The 15,759-nt window shown below is 73.2% G+C and carries 12 protein-coding genes and 1 pseudogene; 1 reads left to right on the top strand and 12 read right to left on the bottom strand.

Annotation, left to right across the window (positions count from 1 at the left end):
- Nucleotides 1-36 precede the first annotated feature (36 nt).
- Entirely contained in the window at nt 37-897 is an 861-nt protein-coding gene (locus ACFY7C_RS23825) for a LuxR C-terminal-related transcriptional regulator (protein WP_389653998.1), read from the top strand.
- On the opposite strand, the gene metK is transcribed toward ACFY7C_RS23825, so the two are convergent.
- The 12 genes and pseudogenes from metK to ACFY7C_RS23765 all read right to left on the bottom strand — a co-directional run bounded on the left by metK (nt 875) and on the right by ACFY7C_RS23765 (nt 15,756).
- Nucleotides 875-2,086 carry a methionine adenosyltransferase gene (metK, locus tag ACFY7C_RS23820; protein ID WP_389654481.1) on the bottom strand — a complete coding sequence of 404 codons (1,212 nt, stop codon included), beginning with the start codon at nt 2,084-2,086 and terminating at the stop codon, nt 875-877. The genes ACFY7C_RS23825 and metK overlap by 23 nt on opposite strands.
- A gap of 51 nt (nt 2,087-2,137) precedes the next feature.
- Nucleotides 2,138-2,914: pseudogene (locus ACFY7C_RS23815) on the bottom strand (thioesterase II family protein); the annotation flags it as partial.
- Nucleotides 2,911-3,903, bottom strand: a complete 993-nt coding sequence (locus tag ACFY7C_RS23810; RefSeq protein WP_389653996.1) for a 3-oxoacyl-ACP synthase III family protein — start codon at nt 3,901-3,903, stop codon at nt 2,911-2,913. The pseudogene ACFY7C_RS23815 and the gene ACFY7C_RS23810, both read right to left, overlap by 4 nt.
- Nucleotide 3,904: 1 nt before the next feature.
- Nucleotides 3,905-4,957: an LLM class flavin-dependent oxidoreductase gene (locus tag ACFY7C_RS23805; RefSeq protein WP_389653994.1), complete on the bottom strand. Its 1,053-nt coding sequence runs from the start codon at nt 4,955-4,957 to the stop codon at nt 3,905-3,907.
- A 24-nt stretch (nt 4,958-4,981) separates the two neighbouring features.
- Nucleotides 4,982-6,223 (bottom strand): MFS transporter, encoded by a 1,242-nt coding sequence (locus ACFY7C_RS23800; RefSeq protein ID WP_389653992.1) that lies wholly within the window; start codon nt 6,221-6,223, stop codon nt 4,982-4,984.
- Nucleotides 6,207-7,829: an amino acid adenylation domain-containing protein gene (locus ACFY7C_RS23795; RefSeq protein WP_389653990.1), complete on the bottom strand. Its 1,623-nt coding sequence runs from the start codon at nt 7,827-7,829 to the stop codon at nt 6,207-6,209. The genes ACFY7C_RS23800 and ACFY7C_RS23795 overlap by 17 nt, the downstream gene beginning before the upstream one ends.
- Nucleotides 7,822-8,919 carry an HAD-IIIC family phosphatase gene (locus ACFY7C_RS23790; protein WP_389654479.1) on the bottom strand — a complete coding sequence of 366 codons (1,098 nt, stop codon included), beginning with the start codon at nt 8,917-8,919 and terminating at the stop codon, nt 7,822-7,824. Before ACFY7C_RS23790 ends, ACFY7C_RS23795 begins: the two co-directional genes overlap by 8 nt.
- 50 nt (nt 8,920-8,969) lie before the next feature.
- Nucleotides 8,970-9,995: a 3-oxoacyl-[acyl-carrier-protein] synthase III C-terminal domain-containing protein gene (locus tag ACFY7C_RS23785; protein WP_389653988.1), complete on the bottom strand. Its 1,026-nt coding sequence runs from the start codon at nt 9,993-9,995 to the stop codon at nt 8,970-8,972.
- Nucleotides 9,992-11,119 (bottom strand): acyl-CoA dehydrogenase family protein, encoded by a 1,128-nt coding sequence (locus ACFY7C_RS23780; protein ID WP_389653986.1) that lies wholly within the window; start codon nt 11,117-11,119, stop codon nt 9,992-9,994. Before ACFY7C_RS23780 ends, ACFY7C_RS23785 begins: the two co-directional genes overlap by 4 nt.
- Complete coding sequence (locus ACFY7C_RS23775) at nt 11,112-11,402, bottom strand: acyl carrier protein (protein WP_389653984.1); 291 nt, start codon at nt 11,400-11,402, stop codon at nt 11,112-11,114. The genes ACFY7C_RS23780 and ACFY7C_RS23775 overlap by 8 nt, the downstream gene beginning before the upstream one ends.
- Entirely contained in the window at nt 11,399-12,271 is an 873-nt protein-coding gene (locus ACFY7C_RS23770; RefSeq protein WP_389653982.1) for a 3-hydroxyacyl-CoA dehydrogenase family protein, read from the bottom strand. Before ACFY7C_RS23770 ends, ACFY7C_RS23775 begins: the two co-directional genes overlap by 4 nt.
- Nucleotides 12,268-15,756 (bottom strand): thioester reductase domain-containing protein, encoded by a 3,489-nt coding sequence (locus ACFY7C_RS23765; protein WP_389653980.1) that lies wholly within the window; start codon nt 15,754-15,756, stop codon nt 12,268-12,270. The genes ACFY7C_RS23770 and ACFY7C_RS23765 overlap by 4 nt, the downstream gene beginning before the upstream one ends.
- Nucleotides 15,757-15,759 lie beyond the last annotated feature (3 nt).

Genomic DNA, 15,759 nt, shown 5'->3' with positions numbered 1-15,759 from the left:
CACTGCGCGACGGAACTCGGTCTGCTGGAGCCCGTCGTGGGGGAACCCGGGCTCCTCGCCCCCGTCACTCCGGCGATCGCCGCAGGTCGGGTTCTGGCTCCGCTGGAGGAGACGCTGGCGGAGGGCAAGCGCCGGCTGGACGCCCTGACCAAGTCCTACGAGACGGCGGAGGCCGTCTTCAACGGGGCCCGGCAGAGCGGTCCGCAGTCCTCCACGGTGCTGCGGGGCGCCGACGAGATCGCCGAGACGATCGACGCGGCGGTGGGGACCGCCAAGGCGGAACTGCTCACCGCCCAGCCGGGCGGCCGCCGGCCTCCGGAGATCCTGGAAACGGTGGTCCGGCGCAATCTGGAACTGCTGGCGAGGGGGGTCCAGCAGCGCACGCTTTATCAGCACGCGGTGTGGAATCACCCGCCGACCGCGGAATACATCAGGACCGTCGCGGAAGCCGGAGGCTGCGTCCGGACCGTGGACGAAATGTTCGACCGCGTCATCATCGTCGATCGCACGGTCGCCTTCATTCCGACGAGTTCCGATTATCCGGACGAGGCACTCGAGGTCCGTGATCCCAGCATCGTCTGGTACCTGGCGAACGTCTTCGAGTACGCGTGGGCCCGCGGCACCCCGGTCGACCCGGCGGTCAACCGAAGACCCGAGACCGTGGTCTCCGAGATCGAGCAGAGCATCGTGCGGTTCCTGGTGGCCGGCCACACCGAGGAGAAGATCGCCCGAGGCCTCGGCATCAGCCGGCGGACCGTGGCCGAGTACATCAGCCGGATCTCCCGGCGCCTCGGCAGCGTCAGCCGGGCACAGCTCGGCTATCTGATCGCCACCAAGGGGCTGCTCGCGGAGGCGGAGTACGAGCGGGTACCGGCTACAGACCCGCGGCCGTCCTGAGGGCTTCGACACGGTCGGTGCGCTCCCAGGTGAAGTCGGGCAGCTCACGGCCGAAGTGGCCGTAGGCGGCGGTGGCGGCGTAGATGGGCCGCTTGAGGTCGAGGTCGCGGATGATCGCGGCCGGGCGGAGGTCGAAGACCTCCTCGATGGCCTGCTCGATCAGCGGCACGGGGGCCTTCTCCGTGCCGAAGGTCTCGACGAAGAGGCCGACGGGCTCGGCCTTGCCGATCGCGTAGGCGACCTGGACCTCGCAGCGGGAGGCGAGGCCGGCGGCGACGACGTTCTTGGCGACCCAGCGCATGGCGTAGGCGGCCGAGCGGTCGACCTTCGAGGGGTCCTTGCCGGAGAACGCGCCGCCGCCGTGCCGGGCCATGCCGCCGTAGGTGTCGATGATGATCTTGCGGCCGGTGAGGCCGGCATCGCCCATCGGGCCGCCGATCTCGAAGCGGCCGGTCGGGTTCACGAGGAGGCGGTAGCCCTCGGTCTCCAGCTTGATGCCGTCCTCGGCGAGCCGGGCGAGGACATGCTCGACGACATGGGTGCGGATGTCGGGCGCGAGCAGCGTGTCCAGGTCGACGTCCGAGGCGTGCTGCGAGGAGACGACCACCGTGTCCAGGCGCACCGGCACATCACCGTCGTACTCGATGGTGACCTGGGTCTTGCCGTCGGGGCGCAGGTAGGGGACGGTGCCGTTCTTGCGGACCTCGGTCAGCCGGCGGGAGAGCCGGTGGGCGAGGTGGATGGGGAGCGGCATGAGCTCCGGGGTCTCGTCGCAGGCGTAGCCGAACATCAGGCCCTGGTCGCCGGCGCCCTGCGCGGCCAGTTCGTCGCCGGTGCCCTCCACCCGGGACTCGTACGCGGTGTCGACGCCCTGCGCGATGTCCGGCGACTGGGCGCCGATGGACACCGACACACCGCAGGAGGCGCCGTCGAAGCCCTTGAGGGACGAGTCGTAGCCGATCTCCAGGACGGCGTCGCGCACCAGCTGGGCGATCGGCGCGTACGCCGTGGTCGACACCTCGCCGGCGATGTGGACCTGCCCGGTGGTGATCAGCGTCTCGACGGCCACCCGGGAGTGCGGGTCCTGGGCGAGCAGCGCGTCCAGGACGGTGTCGCTGATCCGGTCGGCGATCTTGTCGGGATGGCCCTCGGTCACGGACTCCGAGGTGAACAGACGGCGGGACGGCATGGTGTGCTCCGGAAGGGGGCGTCGGGCGGCGGTGACGTCGCGGGCGATGGCCTCGCAGACGGCGGCGGCGTGGTCGAACAGGTAGAAGTGGCCTCCGGGCCACGTGTGCGCGCGGGTCCGGGCGGTGGTGTGACCGGCCCAGGGGGCGGCGAGCGCGGGTCCGGCGACGGGATCGTCGCGGCCGGTGAACAGGGACAGCGGCGCCCGCAGCGGCGGGCCGGGGTGCTCCTCGTAGGTGTCGACGACGGACAGGTCGCCGCGGAGCGCCTCGACCATCGGCTCGACGATCTCGGGCAGGGCGAGCACCTCTTCGGGCGTGCCGCCGAGCTCCCGCATGAACCGGGTCAGCCGTTCCCGCGACCACAGGTGCCGCTGGGCCCGGTCGGGGCGGTGGCCGGGTGCGGGGGCGCCGGACAGCCCGACCCAGGCCGGCGGCCGGCCCTGCCGGGAGAGCTCGCGGGACAGTTCGTACGCGATCAGGGCGCCCATGCTGTGGCCGAAGACGCCGTACGGTCCCGGCAGCACGCGGTGGGTGAGCGGGGCGAGCCAGTCGACCACCTCGCCGGTGCTGCGGCAGCCGCCCTCCCCCGCCGCCATCAGCCGGCCCGGCAGGTCCACGGCGAGGATCCGCCAGTCGGCGGGCAGGTGGCGCAGCAGCGGGGCGAACGCGGCGGCGGAGCCGCCGGCGTGGTGCGCCAGGAGCAGGGTGAAGGGGCTGTCGGCGCCGGGCTCGGTGACCGGGTCGGGCGCCGGATCGGCTGCGGAGACCGGCGCCAGGAAGCGGCGCAGGTCCTTCCAGCCGGCGTAGGGACGTGCGGGAGCGGTCATCGGCCTCGGTACTCCAGTGCGGTGACGCCCCAGGTGAAGCCCATGCCGCTGGTGGCGACCAGGATCAGGTCCCCGGGTGCGAGGCGCCGGTCGGCGATGAGGTCGCCGAGCGCGATCAGCGGGTCGGAGCCGCCCATGTGTCCGTACCGGTGGTAGTTGAAGACGCTCTTCTCGGCGGGGATGCCGAGCGTGGCGAGGAGCTTCTCGTGCATGCCCTTGTCGCCCTGGTTGATGAGGAGGTACGCGACGTCCCCGATCTGCCGGCCGAGGGCGGTCAGCACGTCGTCGACGCGGGCCGGGAAGTTCTCCAGGTAGGCGTCGCCGAGCCCCTGGCGGCGGCCGCGGCGGCGCATCAGGACCCGGTCGTCCTCGATGTCGCCGGAGTAGTAGTCGGCCCACGAGGGGTCGGTGCGCATGGAGGAGGTCAGGACGTCGAGGAGGCAGCCGTCGCGGCCCAGGAGCACGGCGGCGGGGGCGTCGCCGAAGTTGAACAGGGCCTTGGACTCGGCGTCCTCGTGGTCGACGAGCCGGCTGAGCCGGTCGCCGATCAGGACGAGGGCGTACGGGGCGGTGCCCAGGGCCAGTTCGGCGAGGGCGGTGCGGACGGCCGTCATCCCGCCGTTGCAGAAGTTGGTGACCTCGAAGCAGTGGGCGTGGTGGATGCCGAGTTCGTCGGCGACCTTGGCGGCCGGCGACCAGAACGGCTGGTCCCACTCGCCCGAGCCGGCGTAGACGACGTGGCCGATGTCGTCCGGGGAGATCCCGGTGCGGTCCAGGACGGCCCGGCCGGCGGCCGCGGCCAGTTCCCAGGCCGCCTCGTCCTCGTCGAGGGCGGGGAACTCGGCGGTGTGGGTGATGGCGAGGATGTCGGCCACCGGGACGCCGGAGGCGGCGTGCAGCTCGGCCACCTCCACCTTCGACGAGGGGAAGACCACCTCGAAGTCGATGATTCCGCCCACAGTCTGTGCTGCCTTTCGCTGTTCGGTCATGTCATTCGCCGGCGGCCGACAGCTCGCGCAGCCGGTTCAGGTGCTCCAGGCTCGCGAGCACGGCGGGGGTGGGCAGCCCGAAGTCGATCAGGCAGGCCACCTCGTCGACGCCGATCGCGCGGAACCGCTCCACCATCGTGGCGGCCTTGCCGACGGTGCCGAGGAGGCCGCCGTCGTCGAAGTAGCGGTCGAAGGAGCGGGCCACGATGAAGTCGATGTCCTCGGGCGACAGCTTGGAGGCGTCGATGCGGCGGCCGTCGAGCTGCGAGCCGAGCAGCAGCCCGAGGGAGCTGCGCAGATAGTCGCCCAGGGGGGCCCGTACGGTCGCGCGCACGGTGTCCTCGTCCTCGCCGAGGAAGGCGTGGACCATGAGGGCCACATGGCCGGTCCAGCCGTCGGGGCGGCCGAGTTCGGCGACGGCCTTGCGGTATTCGGCGATCTTGTGGGCGAGGTCGTCGAGGTCCTGGCCGAGCAGGTGGGTGAGCAGTCCGGAGCCGGACCGGCCCGCGTTGCGGAAGGTCTCGACGCCGCCGGCGCTGGTGACCCAGACCGGGAGCTCGGGCTGGACCGGCGGCGGGTAGACGCCGAGCCGCTGCTCGGTGCCGACGCCGTCGGTGACGGCGATCTTCTCGCCGCGCCACAGGGCGCGCACCTGCTCGACCTGCTCCAGGAGGATCTGCCGGCGGTTCTCGTAGTTCTCCGGGCGCAGCGCGAAGTCGGTGGCGTGCCAGCCGGAGGCGAAGGAGAGCCCCACCCGGCCGTTCGACAGGTTGTCGACGACCGACCACTCCTCGGCGATGCGCAGCGGGTGGTGGAGGGGGGCCACGACGCTGCCCGCGCGGATGCCGATGCGCTCGGTCACGGCGGCGATCGCGGCGCCGGTGACCGACGGGTTGGGGTAGAGGCCGCCGAAGGGGTGGAAGTGCCGTTCGGGCGTCCACACGGCGCTGAAGCCGTTGCGGTCGGCGAACTTGGCGCCTTCCAGGAGGAGTTCGTAGCGGTTCTCGGTGCTCTCGGTACTGTCGTTGGCGAAGTAGAAGAGGCTGAAGTCCATGGGGTTCTCCGTTCGGGCGACGGCTCAGGCGACGGCCGCTTCGGCGCCCGCCCCGGGGGCGGGCCTGCGGGTGCGTTCGGCCCAGGACGCCACCGCGGGCGCGGCGAGGCCGGCGCCGAGCAGCAGGGCGGCGAAGACCAGCCAGGCGGGCCAGCCGAGGCGGACGATGAGCAGGGTGGCGAGGGCCGGGGTGACCATCGAGCCGAGCTGCGTGGACATGCCGAACATGCCCTGGTACTGCCCCTGGGCGTGGTCCGGGGCCAGGCCGAAGGCGAGCGACCAGGAGCCGGCGCTGTAGAGCATCTCGCCGATGACGTGGACGAAGGCGCCGGCCAGCAGGGCGGCGACCGCGACCCACACCGGCCGGTCGGCGGCGAGGGCGAAGAGGGCGCAGCACACGGCGAGGAGGACACCGCACCGGCGCAGGGTGCGGGCGCCGCCGCGGACGTCCTCGCTGCCCTTGCCGGCCCGCACCTGGAAGACCACGACCATGATCGTGTTCAGGATGAGGATGGCGGAGTAGAGCCACTTCGGGGCGCTGGTCTGGGTGGTGATCCAGATGGGCAGGGCCACGGTGAGGATGGCGACGTTCATCACCAGGACCGAGTTGAGCAGGGCGACGGCGGCGTACGGCAGGTCGCGCAGCACCACCCACCGGGGGCCGGTGTTCTCCTTGGGCACCGGGGCGACCGAGGGGACCGTCAGGTAGGCGCCGCCGGCGACGAGGAACATGAGGCCGCCGGCGATCAGCAGGCCGACGTAGCCGGGCCGGTTGTCGAACCAGAGGGCGACGGCGCCGGCCGCGGCGCCCAGGGTGACGCCGAGGTTGCTGACCGCCCGCATGTAGGACCAGGCGCGGACCCGGTCCTCCTGCGGGATGAGGCCGGCGATGAGCGCGCCGCGGGCGGCGTCCGTGGAGGACTCGGCCATCAGGGCGAGGCTGGTGACGATCACCAGGCCGGCGAAGCTCTCCACGAAGGCGTAGGCGCCGACGAACACGCCGAGCAGCATGAGGAAGCCGACGGTGGTGTTGCGGGGGCCCACGAGGTCGGCGAGGCGGCCGGCCGGGATGCTGGCGGCCATGGCGAGGGCGGCGCCGATGCTGAGGGCGAGACCGACCTGCTCGGCGGGGATGCCGACGGTGCGGGTGAAGAACAGCACGCTGACGGCCATGAGGACGCCGTGGCCCGCGGTCTTGGCGAAGTTGCTCAGGCACAGGGTCCGGACGATGCCGGGCGGCGGGACGATGTCATCGAGAAGCGCCATGGTGGCCTCCGTGGCCGCCGCCGGCCGGTCCGGCCGCGGCGAGGTCGTGGGACAGGAGCTCACGGGTGATGCGCGGCCGGTCGACCTTGCCGTTGGGGTTGAGCGGCAGGGTGTCCAGGTGCCGGAATCGCCGGGGCACCATGTGGACCGGGACGCGCTTGCGCAGCCAGCGGCCGAGCAGGTTCGGCTCCAGCGGGGAGCCGGTGTGGCAGCCGACGAGTTCGACGTCGTCGCCGTTCTTCAGGGCGATGACGACGGCCTGCGCGATGTCCGGGTGGCGGCGCATCGCGGCCTCGATCTCGCCGAGTTCGATGCGGTAGCCGCGTACCTTCACCTGGTTGTCGAGGCGGCCGAGGTGGACGAGGTTGCCCGCCTCCCAGCGCACCCGGTCGCCGGTGCGGTAGTAGTGCTCCTCGGTGAGCGGTCCCTCGCCCTCGTACGGGGTGACGCCGTGCTCGTCGTAGGTGAGGAAGCGGCCGTGGTCGTCGGCGGGGTCGAGGTAGCCGTCGAAGCGCTGGGAGCCGCGGACGACCAGCTCGCCCTCCGTGGCGGGCCGGCCGTCCTCGTCGAGCACCAGGTGGTCGAGGAAGTCGTAGACGGGTCCGATGGGGACGGTGTCGTTGGAGGTCGGCGGCCAGTCGGCGGGGTCGGCGGGCAGCGCGAACTCGGTGCAGGCGACGGTCAGTTCGGTGGGTCCGTAGACGTTCTCGATGGCGGCGTGCGGGGCGACCGCGCGCCAGGCCTCGGCCTGGTCGTAAGAGAGCTGCTCGCCGATGAACACGCTCATCCGCAGGCCGGTGGCCCGGCCGGCGGGCAGGTTGCCCAGCTGGGCGCTGACGGAGACCACGGACGGCACCGAGAACCAGTGGGTGACGCCGTTGTCGACGATGTAGTCGACCGGCGAGAGGAGCTCGGCCCGGCCGGGCACCACCAGCGTCGCGCCGCCGCCCCAGGTGACGAACAGGTCGAAGACCGAGGGGTCGAAGGTGAGGTCGAAGGTGTGCGAGGTGCGGCAGCCGGGGCCGATCCCGTAGCGCTCGATGTTGTGCGCGAGGTACGGGGTGAGGTTGCGGTGCCGGATCGGCACGCCCTTGGGGCGGCCCGTCGAGCCCGAGGTGAACAGGACGTACGCGACGTCGTCCGGGCCGGTGGTGTACGGGGGCAGCTCCGGGCCCGGCTCGGTGGCGGCGGCCCGCCCGGCGGCGGCGACCTCCTCGCTGTCGAGGCGCAGTTCGGTCGCCGCGCACCCGGCGAGCTCGCCGTCGAGCTGGCCGGCGTCGGCGGCGTCCACCACGAGGACCTCGGCGCCCGCCAGCTCGCAGATCATCCGGTTGCGCTGCACCGGGAACGCGGGATTGACCGGGGTCACCGTGGCGCCCAGCCGCTGGCCGGCCAGGTAGGCGGCCAGCACGGCCACGGACCGGGTCGCCATGACGGAGATCCGGCGGGGCGCGGAGCCGTGGGCGGCGAGGATGCGGGCGGCGACGTGCTCGGCGGCCCGGCGCAGCTCGCGGTAGGTGAGGCGGGTGGCGCCGGCCTCCACGGCGGGCTCGTCCGGGTGCCGCTCGGCGGACTCCTCGAACCAGGCGTAGAGGGTGTCAGCCATGCGACACCTCCGGGGCGCCGGCGGCGACGGCCAGGTCGGGGGCGTCGAGCCGCATGGTGGTGGGCGGCTCCTGGCGGGTGGGCTCGATGTGGAGGAGCTCGATGCCCTCGCGGCCGGGTCCTGTGACGGCGGCGGCGCAGGCGCAGGCGTCGTCGGCGAAGCCCGCGAAGCGGTAGGCGACCTCCATCATCCGGTTGCGGTCGGTGCGCCGGAAGTCGGCGGCCAGGTGGACGCCGGCGGCGGCGGCGCGGTCGGTCAGCCAGCGCAGGATGACGGCTCCGGCGCCGAAGGAGACGACCCGGCAGGAGGTGGCGAGCAGCTTGAGGTGCCAGACACCGGGCAGCCTTTCGAGCAGCACGATGCCGACGGCGCCGTGGTCGCCGAAGCGGTCGCTCAGGGAGATGACGAGGACCTCGTGGCCGGGGTCGGCGACCAGGCCGCGCAGCTCGGCGTCCCCGTAGTGGACGCCGGTCGCGTTCATCTGGCTGGTGCGCAGGGTGAGTTCCTCGACGCGGGCGAGGTCGTCCTCGGCGGCCCGCCGGATGGTCATGACCAGCTCGAGGGTGCGCAGGAAGTCCTCGTCGGCTCCGGCGTACTCCTCGCGGGCCGCCTCGCGGCGGAATCCCGCCTGGTACATCTCCCGGCGGCGGCGCGAGTCGGCGGTGATGACGGGGCTGAACTCGGGCAGCTCGGGCAGCTGGAGGACCTGCTCGGCCGGGTAGCAGCGCACCTCGGGCAGGTGGTGGTTGACCTCGGCGCGCTCGGCCGGCTGGTCGTCGACGAACGCGATGGTCTTCGGGGCGAACTTCAGCTGCTCGGCGATGTCCCGTACGGAGGCGGACTTCGGGCCCCAGCCGATCCGGGCGTGGACGAAGTACTCGGCGACGCCGAGCCGCTCCAGGCGCTCCCAGGCGTGGTCGTGGTCGTTCTTGCTGGCCACGGCCTGGAGGATGCCCCGCTCGTCGAGGGTGGTGATCACCTCGCGGACCTCGTCGGAGAGGACGACCTCGCCGTCCTCCAGCAGGGTGCCCTGCCACAGCGTGTTGTCGAGGTCCCACACCAGGCACTTGACGGCCGTGATGTCCGGCACGGTCCCGGCCTCGTCGCCGGCCTCGGTCTGCGTCACGGTCTCGGTCACGGTCACACCTCCCAGAGGGTCACGGCCCAGGCCGCGACAGGGCTGTTGTTGAGGACGAGCACGAGGTCGCCCGGGGCGAGTTCGCCGGTCGCGAGGAGCCGGTCGAGGTTGAGCACGACGTCCATGGCGCCCAGGTGCCCGTACGCGGCCAGGTGCTCGTTGCACACGGGGTGGATGGGCAGGCCGAGGAGGGTCTCGTAGAACTGGTAGGCGCTCGCGGTGACGTTCTGCATGAGCGTCGTGGCGACGGCGCTCTTGTCGACGCCGGCCTCGGCGAGCACCTCCTCGACCATCCGGCCGAGGCGCATCCGGCTGTTCATGGCCAGTTCGAAGCGGTAGCGGTCGGGCGAGGCGCATTCCTCGCGCCACTCGTAGAACGGCACCTGCTTGTAGTCGACCCGGAACAGGTCGTGGAAGGTGCCGTCGGTCTCCATGCGGTGGGCGCGCAGGACCGGGCGGCCGCCGCGGACCAGCGTCATCGCGTAGGCGCCGTCGCCGATGACGGTGACCGGGTAGCGGACCCGGTCGAGGCCGGTGGGCCGGCTGCCGTGGGCGATGAGGACGCCCTGCCGGGACGGGTCGGCGAGCAGCAGGTCGCGGCCCAGGGCCCAGGCGGCGCTGGAGCCGGTGCAGCCCAGGCCGTCCACGGTGAAGGCGAAGGCGCCGTCGAGCTTGGCCTCGGCCTGGACGCGACAGGCGTCGGAGCCGAGCAGGACGTCGGGGGCGCGGGGGCTGACCAGCATGAGGGTGTCGGGCATGCCGGGGGCGCCGGGCGCGGTGTCGTCGAGACGGCCGAGCAGTCCGCGGACGGCCTGGACGGCGAGGTCTCCGGCGGTGCCGTCCTCCCACACGCCGACGGTCCCGATGCCGCTGCCGCGGGCGAACTCGGCCTCTTCGGGGGCGAGTCCGGCGAACTCCGGCAGCTCGGCGAGCGGCGTGCGGACCTCGGGCAGGACGGTGTGGATCGCCCCGATGCCGATGGCGGCGGAGGCATCGGGGGCGGTGCCGGTGGTGTTGTCGAGGCTCATGACCACACCGCCAGGGCGTGCTTGCCGAGCAGGAGCTGGCTGATCTCGTTGCTGCCCTCGATGATCTCCATCAGTTTGGCGTCCCGGTAGGCGCGGGCCACCGGCCCGCCGTCCTGGGCGCCGGCCGAGGCGAGCACCTGGACGGCGGCGGCCGCGCCGCGGGCGGCGTGCCCGGCGGCGAGGTGCTTGGCGGTGACCGCGGAGGTGACGAGCTCGGGGCTGTTCTCGTCCCAGCAGCGGCTGGCCTGCTCGCAGCAGCGGGCCGAGGCCTCCTGGGCCACGTGCAGCTCGGCCAGGTGCCGGGCCACCAGCTGGTGGTCCGCGAGCGGCGAGCCGAACTGCTGCCGGGTGGCGGCGTGGGAGGCGGCGGCCCGCAGGCAGGCCCGCAGGATGCCGACGCAGCCCCAGGCGACGGAGACCCGGCCGAAGGTGAGCGCGGAGGTGACGAGCCAGTCGACGGGGAGGCCGGCGCCGCCGAGGAGGCTGTCGGAGGGGAGCCGTACGCCGTCGAAGGTGACGTTCGCGTGGCCGGCGGCCCGGCAGCCCATGGGGTCGGCGACCCGTTCCACCGTCACGCCGGGCGCGTCGGTGGGGACGACCACGGCGCCGGCTCCGGCGCCGTGGCGGCCGAAGACGACCAGCAGGTCGGCGTAGGCGCCGACGGTGATCCAGGCCTTGCGGCCGTCCAGGACGAGGGTGTCGCCCTCGGCGCGGATCGTCGTGGTCATGGCGCCGAGGTCACTGCCCGCGCCGGGCTCGCTGAACGCGACTCCGGCGAGCCGGCCCGAGGTGAGCCGGGACAGGTAGTGGGCCTTCTGCTCCTCGCTGCCGAGCCGCTCGACGGTCCAGGCGGCCATGCCCTGGGAGGTCATCACGCTGCGGACGGAGGAGCACAGGGAGCCGACGTGGGCGGTCAGTTCGCCGTTGTCGGCGCTGCTCAGGCCGAGGCCGCCGTGCTCGGCGGGCACCTGGGCGCACAGCACGCCCTTGCCGCCGAGCTCGCGCAGCAGGTCGAGCGGCAGCTCGCCGGCCCGGTCCCAGGCGTCGGCCCGGTCGCCGATCAGCTCCGCGGCGAGCTGCTCCGCCTCGGCGCGGGCGGAGCGGCCGTCCGACGGGTCACTCATCGCCGCCGCCCTTCAGGCGCAGGACGAGGGCCGTCATGGCGTCCACGCTGCGGAAGTTGTCGAGCGTGAGGTCGGAGCCGCCGACCTGGACCCCGAAGGACTGCTCGACGTGGACGAGGAGCTCCATGGCGAACAGGGAGGTGACCAGGCCGGTGGAGAACAGGTCGACGTCGGCGGCGACGGCGGTCTTGGTGCGCTGCTCCAGGAAGGCGGTCAGCGTCTCGCGGATGACCGCGTCCTGCTGGGCGGTGGCGGTGTCCTGCTGGGTGGTGGGGGTGCTCATGAGGTGCTTCCTCCGTATACGAAGAATCCGCGGCCGGTCTTGCGGCCGAAGTCGCCGGCGGCGACCTTCTCCAGAAGCAGGGCGCAGGGCTCGTAGCCCGCGTCCCCGGTGCGTTCGTGCAGGACCCGCAGCGAGTCGACCACGTTGTCGAGACCGATCAGGTCGGCGGTGGCGAGCGGGCCCGTGGTGTGGCCCAGGCAGCCCTCGAAGGCGGCGTCGACGGAGGCGGGGTCGGCCACGCCCTCGGCGACGATCCGCGCGGCCTCGTTGATCATGCGCTGCAGGATCCGGTTGATGACGAAGCCGGGTCCGTCGCCGACGACCACGCCGTGCTGGCCGAGGGCCTCCAGGAGGGCGCGGGCGTCGGCCAGGGCGGCCTCGCCGCTGCGCGGGCCGCGGATCAGCTCCGCGGTGTGGATCAGATAGGGCGGGTTCATGAAGTGGATGCCGACCAGGTCCTCGGGGCGGGCCACCGAGTCGGCCTGCTCGTCGATCGGCACGGCCGAGGTGTTGGAGATCAGCAGGGTGCCGGGGGCGACCGCGGCGGAGGCCTCGGCGAGCACCTTCGCCTTGAGCGGGGCCAGTTCGGTGACGGCCTCGACGACGGCGGTGGCGTCGGCGATGTCCTCGATGCGGGTGGTGGTGACCAGCTCCCCGGTGGCTCCCTCGCGCGGCAGCTTGCCCATCATGCGGGCGAGCCGCAGCTGGCCGGTGGTCGCGGTGCGGGCCTTGGCGAGGATGTCCTCGGAGACGTCCACGAGGATCACGTCGATCCCGCGGCCGAGGGCCAGGGTGGTGATGCCCGTGCCCATGACTCCGGCTCCGATGACCGCGAGCCGGTGCGGGCGGTCGTTGACGGTGTCGCTCACTTCTCCCCCTCGATGTCGTCGCCCGCGCCCTCGGCCGCCAGGGCCGGGAGCAGCGAGCCGATGTCCTCGGTCCGGTGGGCCAGGAAGGCCAGGCCGTTGCGCAGCTGCTCGCCGGTGACCAGCGGGGAGAGCCCCGCCTTGCGCAGCCACGGCTGCCAGCCGCGGGCCTGCACGCCGGCCTCGTCGAGCTCGTGGCCCTCCATCTCGTACAGGGCCGTGGCGGACAGCACCTTGCTGCCGGTGGCCTGGGCCTGCTCCGCGATGAGCCGCTGCCATTCGGTCAGCGGGACGGTGCGGGTGGGCAGGCCGGCCTCCTCCAGCGCCTCGAAGAGGTCCTCCAGGCTCGGGGAGATCTCGTCGACCAGGTGGTAGGCGCGGCCCACCGACTTGGAGGACATGGCGAGTTCGGCGACGGCGCGGGCGAGCACGTCGACCGGGGACACCGGCATGCCGCGGTCGTCGACCGGGCGGGCGCCGACGACCAGGCCGCTGGCGAGCAGGAACCAGATGAGGTCCTTGTCGTTGCAGGCGCCGGTCTTGCTGGAGGCCATGATCAGGCCGGGGCGGAAGACGCGTACCCGCATGCCGTCCTGGTCGGCGCGCTCCAGGATGCGCTCGCCGACCCACTTGCTGACGCCGTAGCCGCCGAGCTGCGGGTCGAGCGGCTGCTCGCGGGTCTCCATCAGCATGCCGTCGGCGCCGGCGGGCGCGGTGGCCGCGACGGTGGAGATGAAGCTGAAGTCGCGGATGCCGAGCGGCCGCATCCAGTTGAGCAGGGCGACCAGCGGCAGGGTGTTGTCGTCGCGCAGCATGCGGTACGGCTCGGTGAAGACGACCTTGGCGGCGCAGTGCAGCACGTGTCCGACGCGGGTGGCGAGTTCTCCGTCGCGGTAGGTACGGCACAGGGTGCCGATCTCGCGCAGGTCGCCGGGGACGGCGTGGACCCGCTCCGGGTCGGGCTCCGGCAGGCCGAACTTGGCGGCGGTGGCCTTGAGCCTGGCCATGCCCTCGGCCTCGTCGGCGGCCCGTACGACGCAGTAGACGCGGCCCTTGGAGGCGCGCAGCAGCTCGTCGAGGAGGAACGCGCCGAGGTAGCCGGTGGCGCCGGTGAGCAGGACGTCCTTGCCGGGGGCGGACTGCTTGGCGAGCGGCTCCAGGGCGATCTGGAGGTCGGCGTCGACGAGCGCGCCGTCGCCGTCGGCCGCCGGGTCGACCTCCTCGTCGCCGAGCTGGGCGCCGTTCTTGAGGCCCTCGACGATGGTGGTGAGGCGGCGGACGGTGGCCTGGCTGCCGCCGGCCCGGTGGATGTTGATGAGGACGCCGAAGCGCTGCTGGATCTCCAGGACCATCTGCACGGAGAGCAGCGAGGTGCCGCCCAGGGCGCCGAACTCGTCGTCGAGGCCGATGGTCTCCAGGCCGAACAGGTCCTTCCACAGCTGGACGAGACCGGCCTCGACGGTGCCCTCGGCGGCGGTGGACGCGGCGCCCGTGCCGGCTCCGGCGGGTGCGGCGGAGGCGACCGGGCCGTCGTAGGTGAGGCGGTCGAGGGCCCAGTGCCGCTTGCGGGTGAACGGGTAGGTCGGCAGGGCGACCCGGCGGCCGCGGCTGCCGTGAAGCGCGGACCAGTCGACCTCGGCGCCGTGCAGCCACGCGCTGGTGACGGCGTCGTCGAGGAGGTCGGCGAGGGTGTCCTCGTCGAGCGGGGCGGCCGAGTCGGGGAGGGCGATGACGTGGCGGCCCCTGGCCGGCTCGCCGTGCCCGACGAGGACCGGGAAGCGGCCCTCGGGCAGGGTCTCCTGCGGCCCGGTCAGGACGTCGCCGAGCTCGGGCAGCGCGGCGCGCAGTCCGGCGACCAGCGCGGCGGACGGCTGGGGGGCGTCGGCGGCGGGCAGGACGAGCACGGGGCGGCGGCCGGCGGCCCGCTCGGTGCGTACGGCCGGCGGCCGGGGCATGCGCAGGGCGGCGGCCAGGCGCTCGCGCGGGGCGGTGACCACGCGCCGCTCGTCGAAGGCGGCGCGGCCCACGCGCAGGGTGTGGGCGACGTCGTCCGCGTCGAGGCCGCCCTCGTCGAGGGCGTCGGCGAGCCTGCGGGAGAGCTGGTCGAGCTCGGCGCGGGTACGGGCCGAGAGCACCAGGCGTACGGTGTCGCGGCGCGGCGCGGCGGGGCGTACCGGCTCCGGCGGCGCGGCGAGCACGATGGCGGCGTTGGTGCCGCCGACGCCCATGGAGTTGACCAGCACGTGGCGGTCGGCGTCGGCGCACTCCTCGCCGGTGGTGGTGACGAAGAAGGGGCTCTCGTCGAGGATGCCCGGGTCGCGCGGCCGCTCGAAGGTGGGGTGCGGCGGGATCTTGCCGGTGCGGGCGACGTGGACGGCCTTGATGAAGCCGGCGATGCCGGCGGCGGGGCCGGTGTGCCCGATGTTGGACATGACCGAGCCGAGGGCGCAGTAGGCGCTCTTGTCGGTGGTGGCGCGGAAGGCCCGGTTGAGGGCGATGAGTTCGATGTTGTCGCCGACCGGGGTGGCGGTGCCGTGGGCCTCGACGTAGCGCAGCTTGTCGGCGGTGACGCCGGCGGTGCCGAGGGCGGCGGCGACGACGTCGGCGACGCCGCGCGGGCTCGGGGCGATGAAGCCGAGGCGGTCGCCGCCGTCGTTGCCGACGGCGCTGCCGCGGATCACGGCGAGGACGTTGTCGCCGTCCGCGAGGGCGTCCTCGAGGCGGCGCAGGGCGACCACGCCGACGCCCGAGCTGTACGTCGTACCGGTGGAGCTCGCGTCGAAGGAGCGGCAGTATCCGTCCTCGGACAGCACGCCGCCGGGCTGGTGGCGGTAGCCGCGGAAGGGTTCGAGGACCGTGGCGCCGCCGGCCAGGGCGATGTCGCACTCGCCGGAGAGCAGGCTGAGGGTGGCGTAGTGCACGCCGTAGAGGGAGGAGGAGCAGCCGGTCTGGAGGCTCACGGCGGGCCCGCGCAGGCCCAGCTTGTAGGCGGCGCGGGAGGTCATGAAGTCCGCCTGGCCGCCCACGGTGAGTTCGAGGTCGTCGACGGCCGCGCGCAGCCCCGACTCCCTGGCCTTGGCGGCGAGCAGGGCGGCGGAGTAGTTGCCTGCGGCGCTGCCGGCGAACACGCCGACGACGGGTCCTGCGGGGCCGTCCTTGCGGACGGGGTGTCCGGCGGACTCCAGCGCCTCCCAGCAGGCTTCGAGGAAGATCCGCTGCTGGGGGTCGATGGTCTCGGCCTCGCGGGGCGGGTAGCCGAAGAACTCGGAGGCGAACTCCTCGACGCCGGGCAGGGTGGTGGCCACCCGGACGAAGGAGGGGTCGGCGAGCATCTCGTCGGTGACGCCCGCGGCCTTCAGCTGCTCGGGGGACATCTCGCGCATGGAGACGACGCCCCGGTCGATGTTGCGCCAGAACTCCTCGGGAGTGGTGGCGTCGGGGTAGCGCAGGCCGATGCCGACGACGGCGATGTCGGTGCTGTTCGTCATGGT

Source organism: Streptomyces sp. NPDC012769 (genome assembly GCF_042901205.1).
In the GTDB taxonomy this organism is placed as follows: Bacteria; Actinomycetota; Actinomycetes; order Streptomycetales; family Streptomycetaceae; genus Streptomyces.
Note: the sequence above shows the minus strand (reverse complement) of the source record. Positions and strands in the feature narration are given on the sequence as shown.

Excerpts from the sequence above, each read along its gene's own strand:
- metK (WP_389654481.1), bottom strand. The coding sequence starts at position 2,086 with ATGCCGTCCCGCCGTCTGTTCACCTCGGAGTCCGTGACCGAGGGCCAT.
- ACFY7C_RS23810 (WP_389653996.1), bottom strand. The coding sequence starts at position 3,903 with ATGACCGAACAGCGAAAGGCAGCACAGACTGTGGGCGGAATCATCGAC.
- ACFY7C_RS23805 (WP_389653994.1), bottom strand. The coding sequence starts at position 4,957 with ATGGACTTCAGCCTCTTCTACTTCGCCAACGACAGTACCGAGAGCACC.
- ACFY7C_RS23800 (WP_389653992.1), bottom strand. The coding sequence starts at position 6,223 with ATGGCGCTTCTCGATGACATCGTCCCGCCGCCCGGCATCGTCCGGACC.
- ACFY7C_RS23795 (WP_389653990.1), bottom strand. The coding sequence starts at position 7,829 with ATGGCTGACACCCTCTACGCCTGGTTCGAGGAGTCCGCCGAGCGGCAC.
- ACFY7C_RS23785 (WP_389653988.1), bottom strand. The coding sequence starts at position 9,995 with ATGAGCCTCGACAACACCACCGGCACCGCCCCCGATGCCTCCGCCGCC.
- ACFY7C_RS23780 (WP_389653986.1), bottom strand. The coding sequence starts at position 11,119 with ATGAGTGACCCGTCGGACGGCCGCTCCGCCCGCGCCGAGGCGGAGCAG.
- ACFY7C_RS23775 (WP_389653984.1), bottom strand. The coding sequence starts at position 11,402 with ATGAGCACCCCCACCACCCAGCAGGACACCGCCACCGCCCAGCAGGAC.
- ACFY7C_RS23765 (WP_389653980.1), bottom strand. The coding sequence starts at position 15,756 with ATGACGAACAGCACCGACATCGCCGTCGTCGGCATCGGCCTGCGCTAC.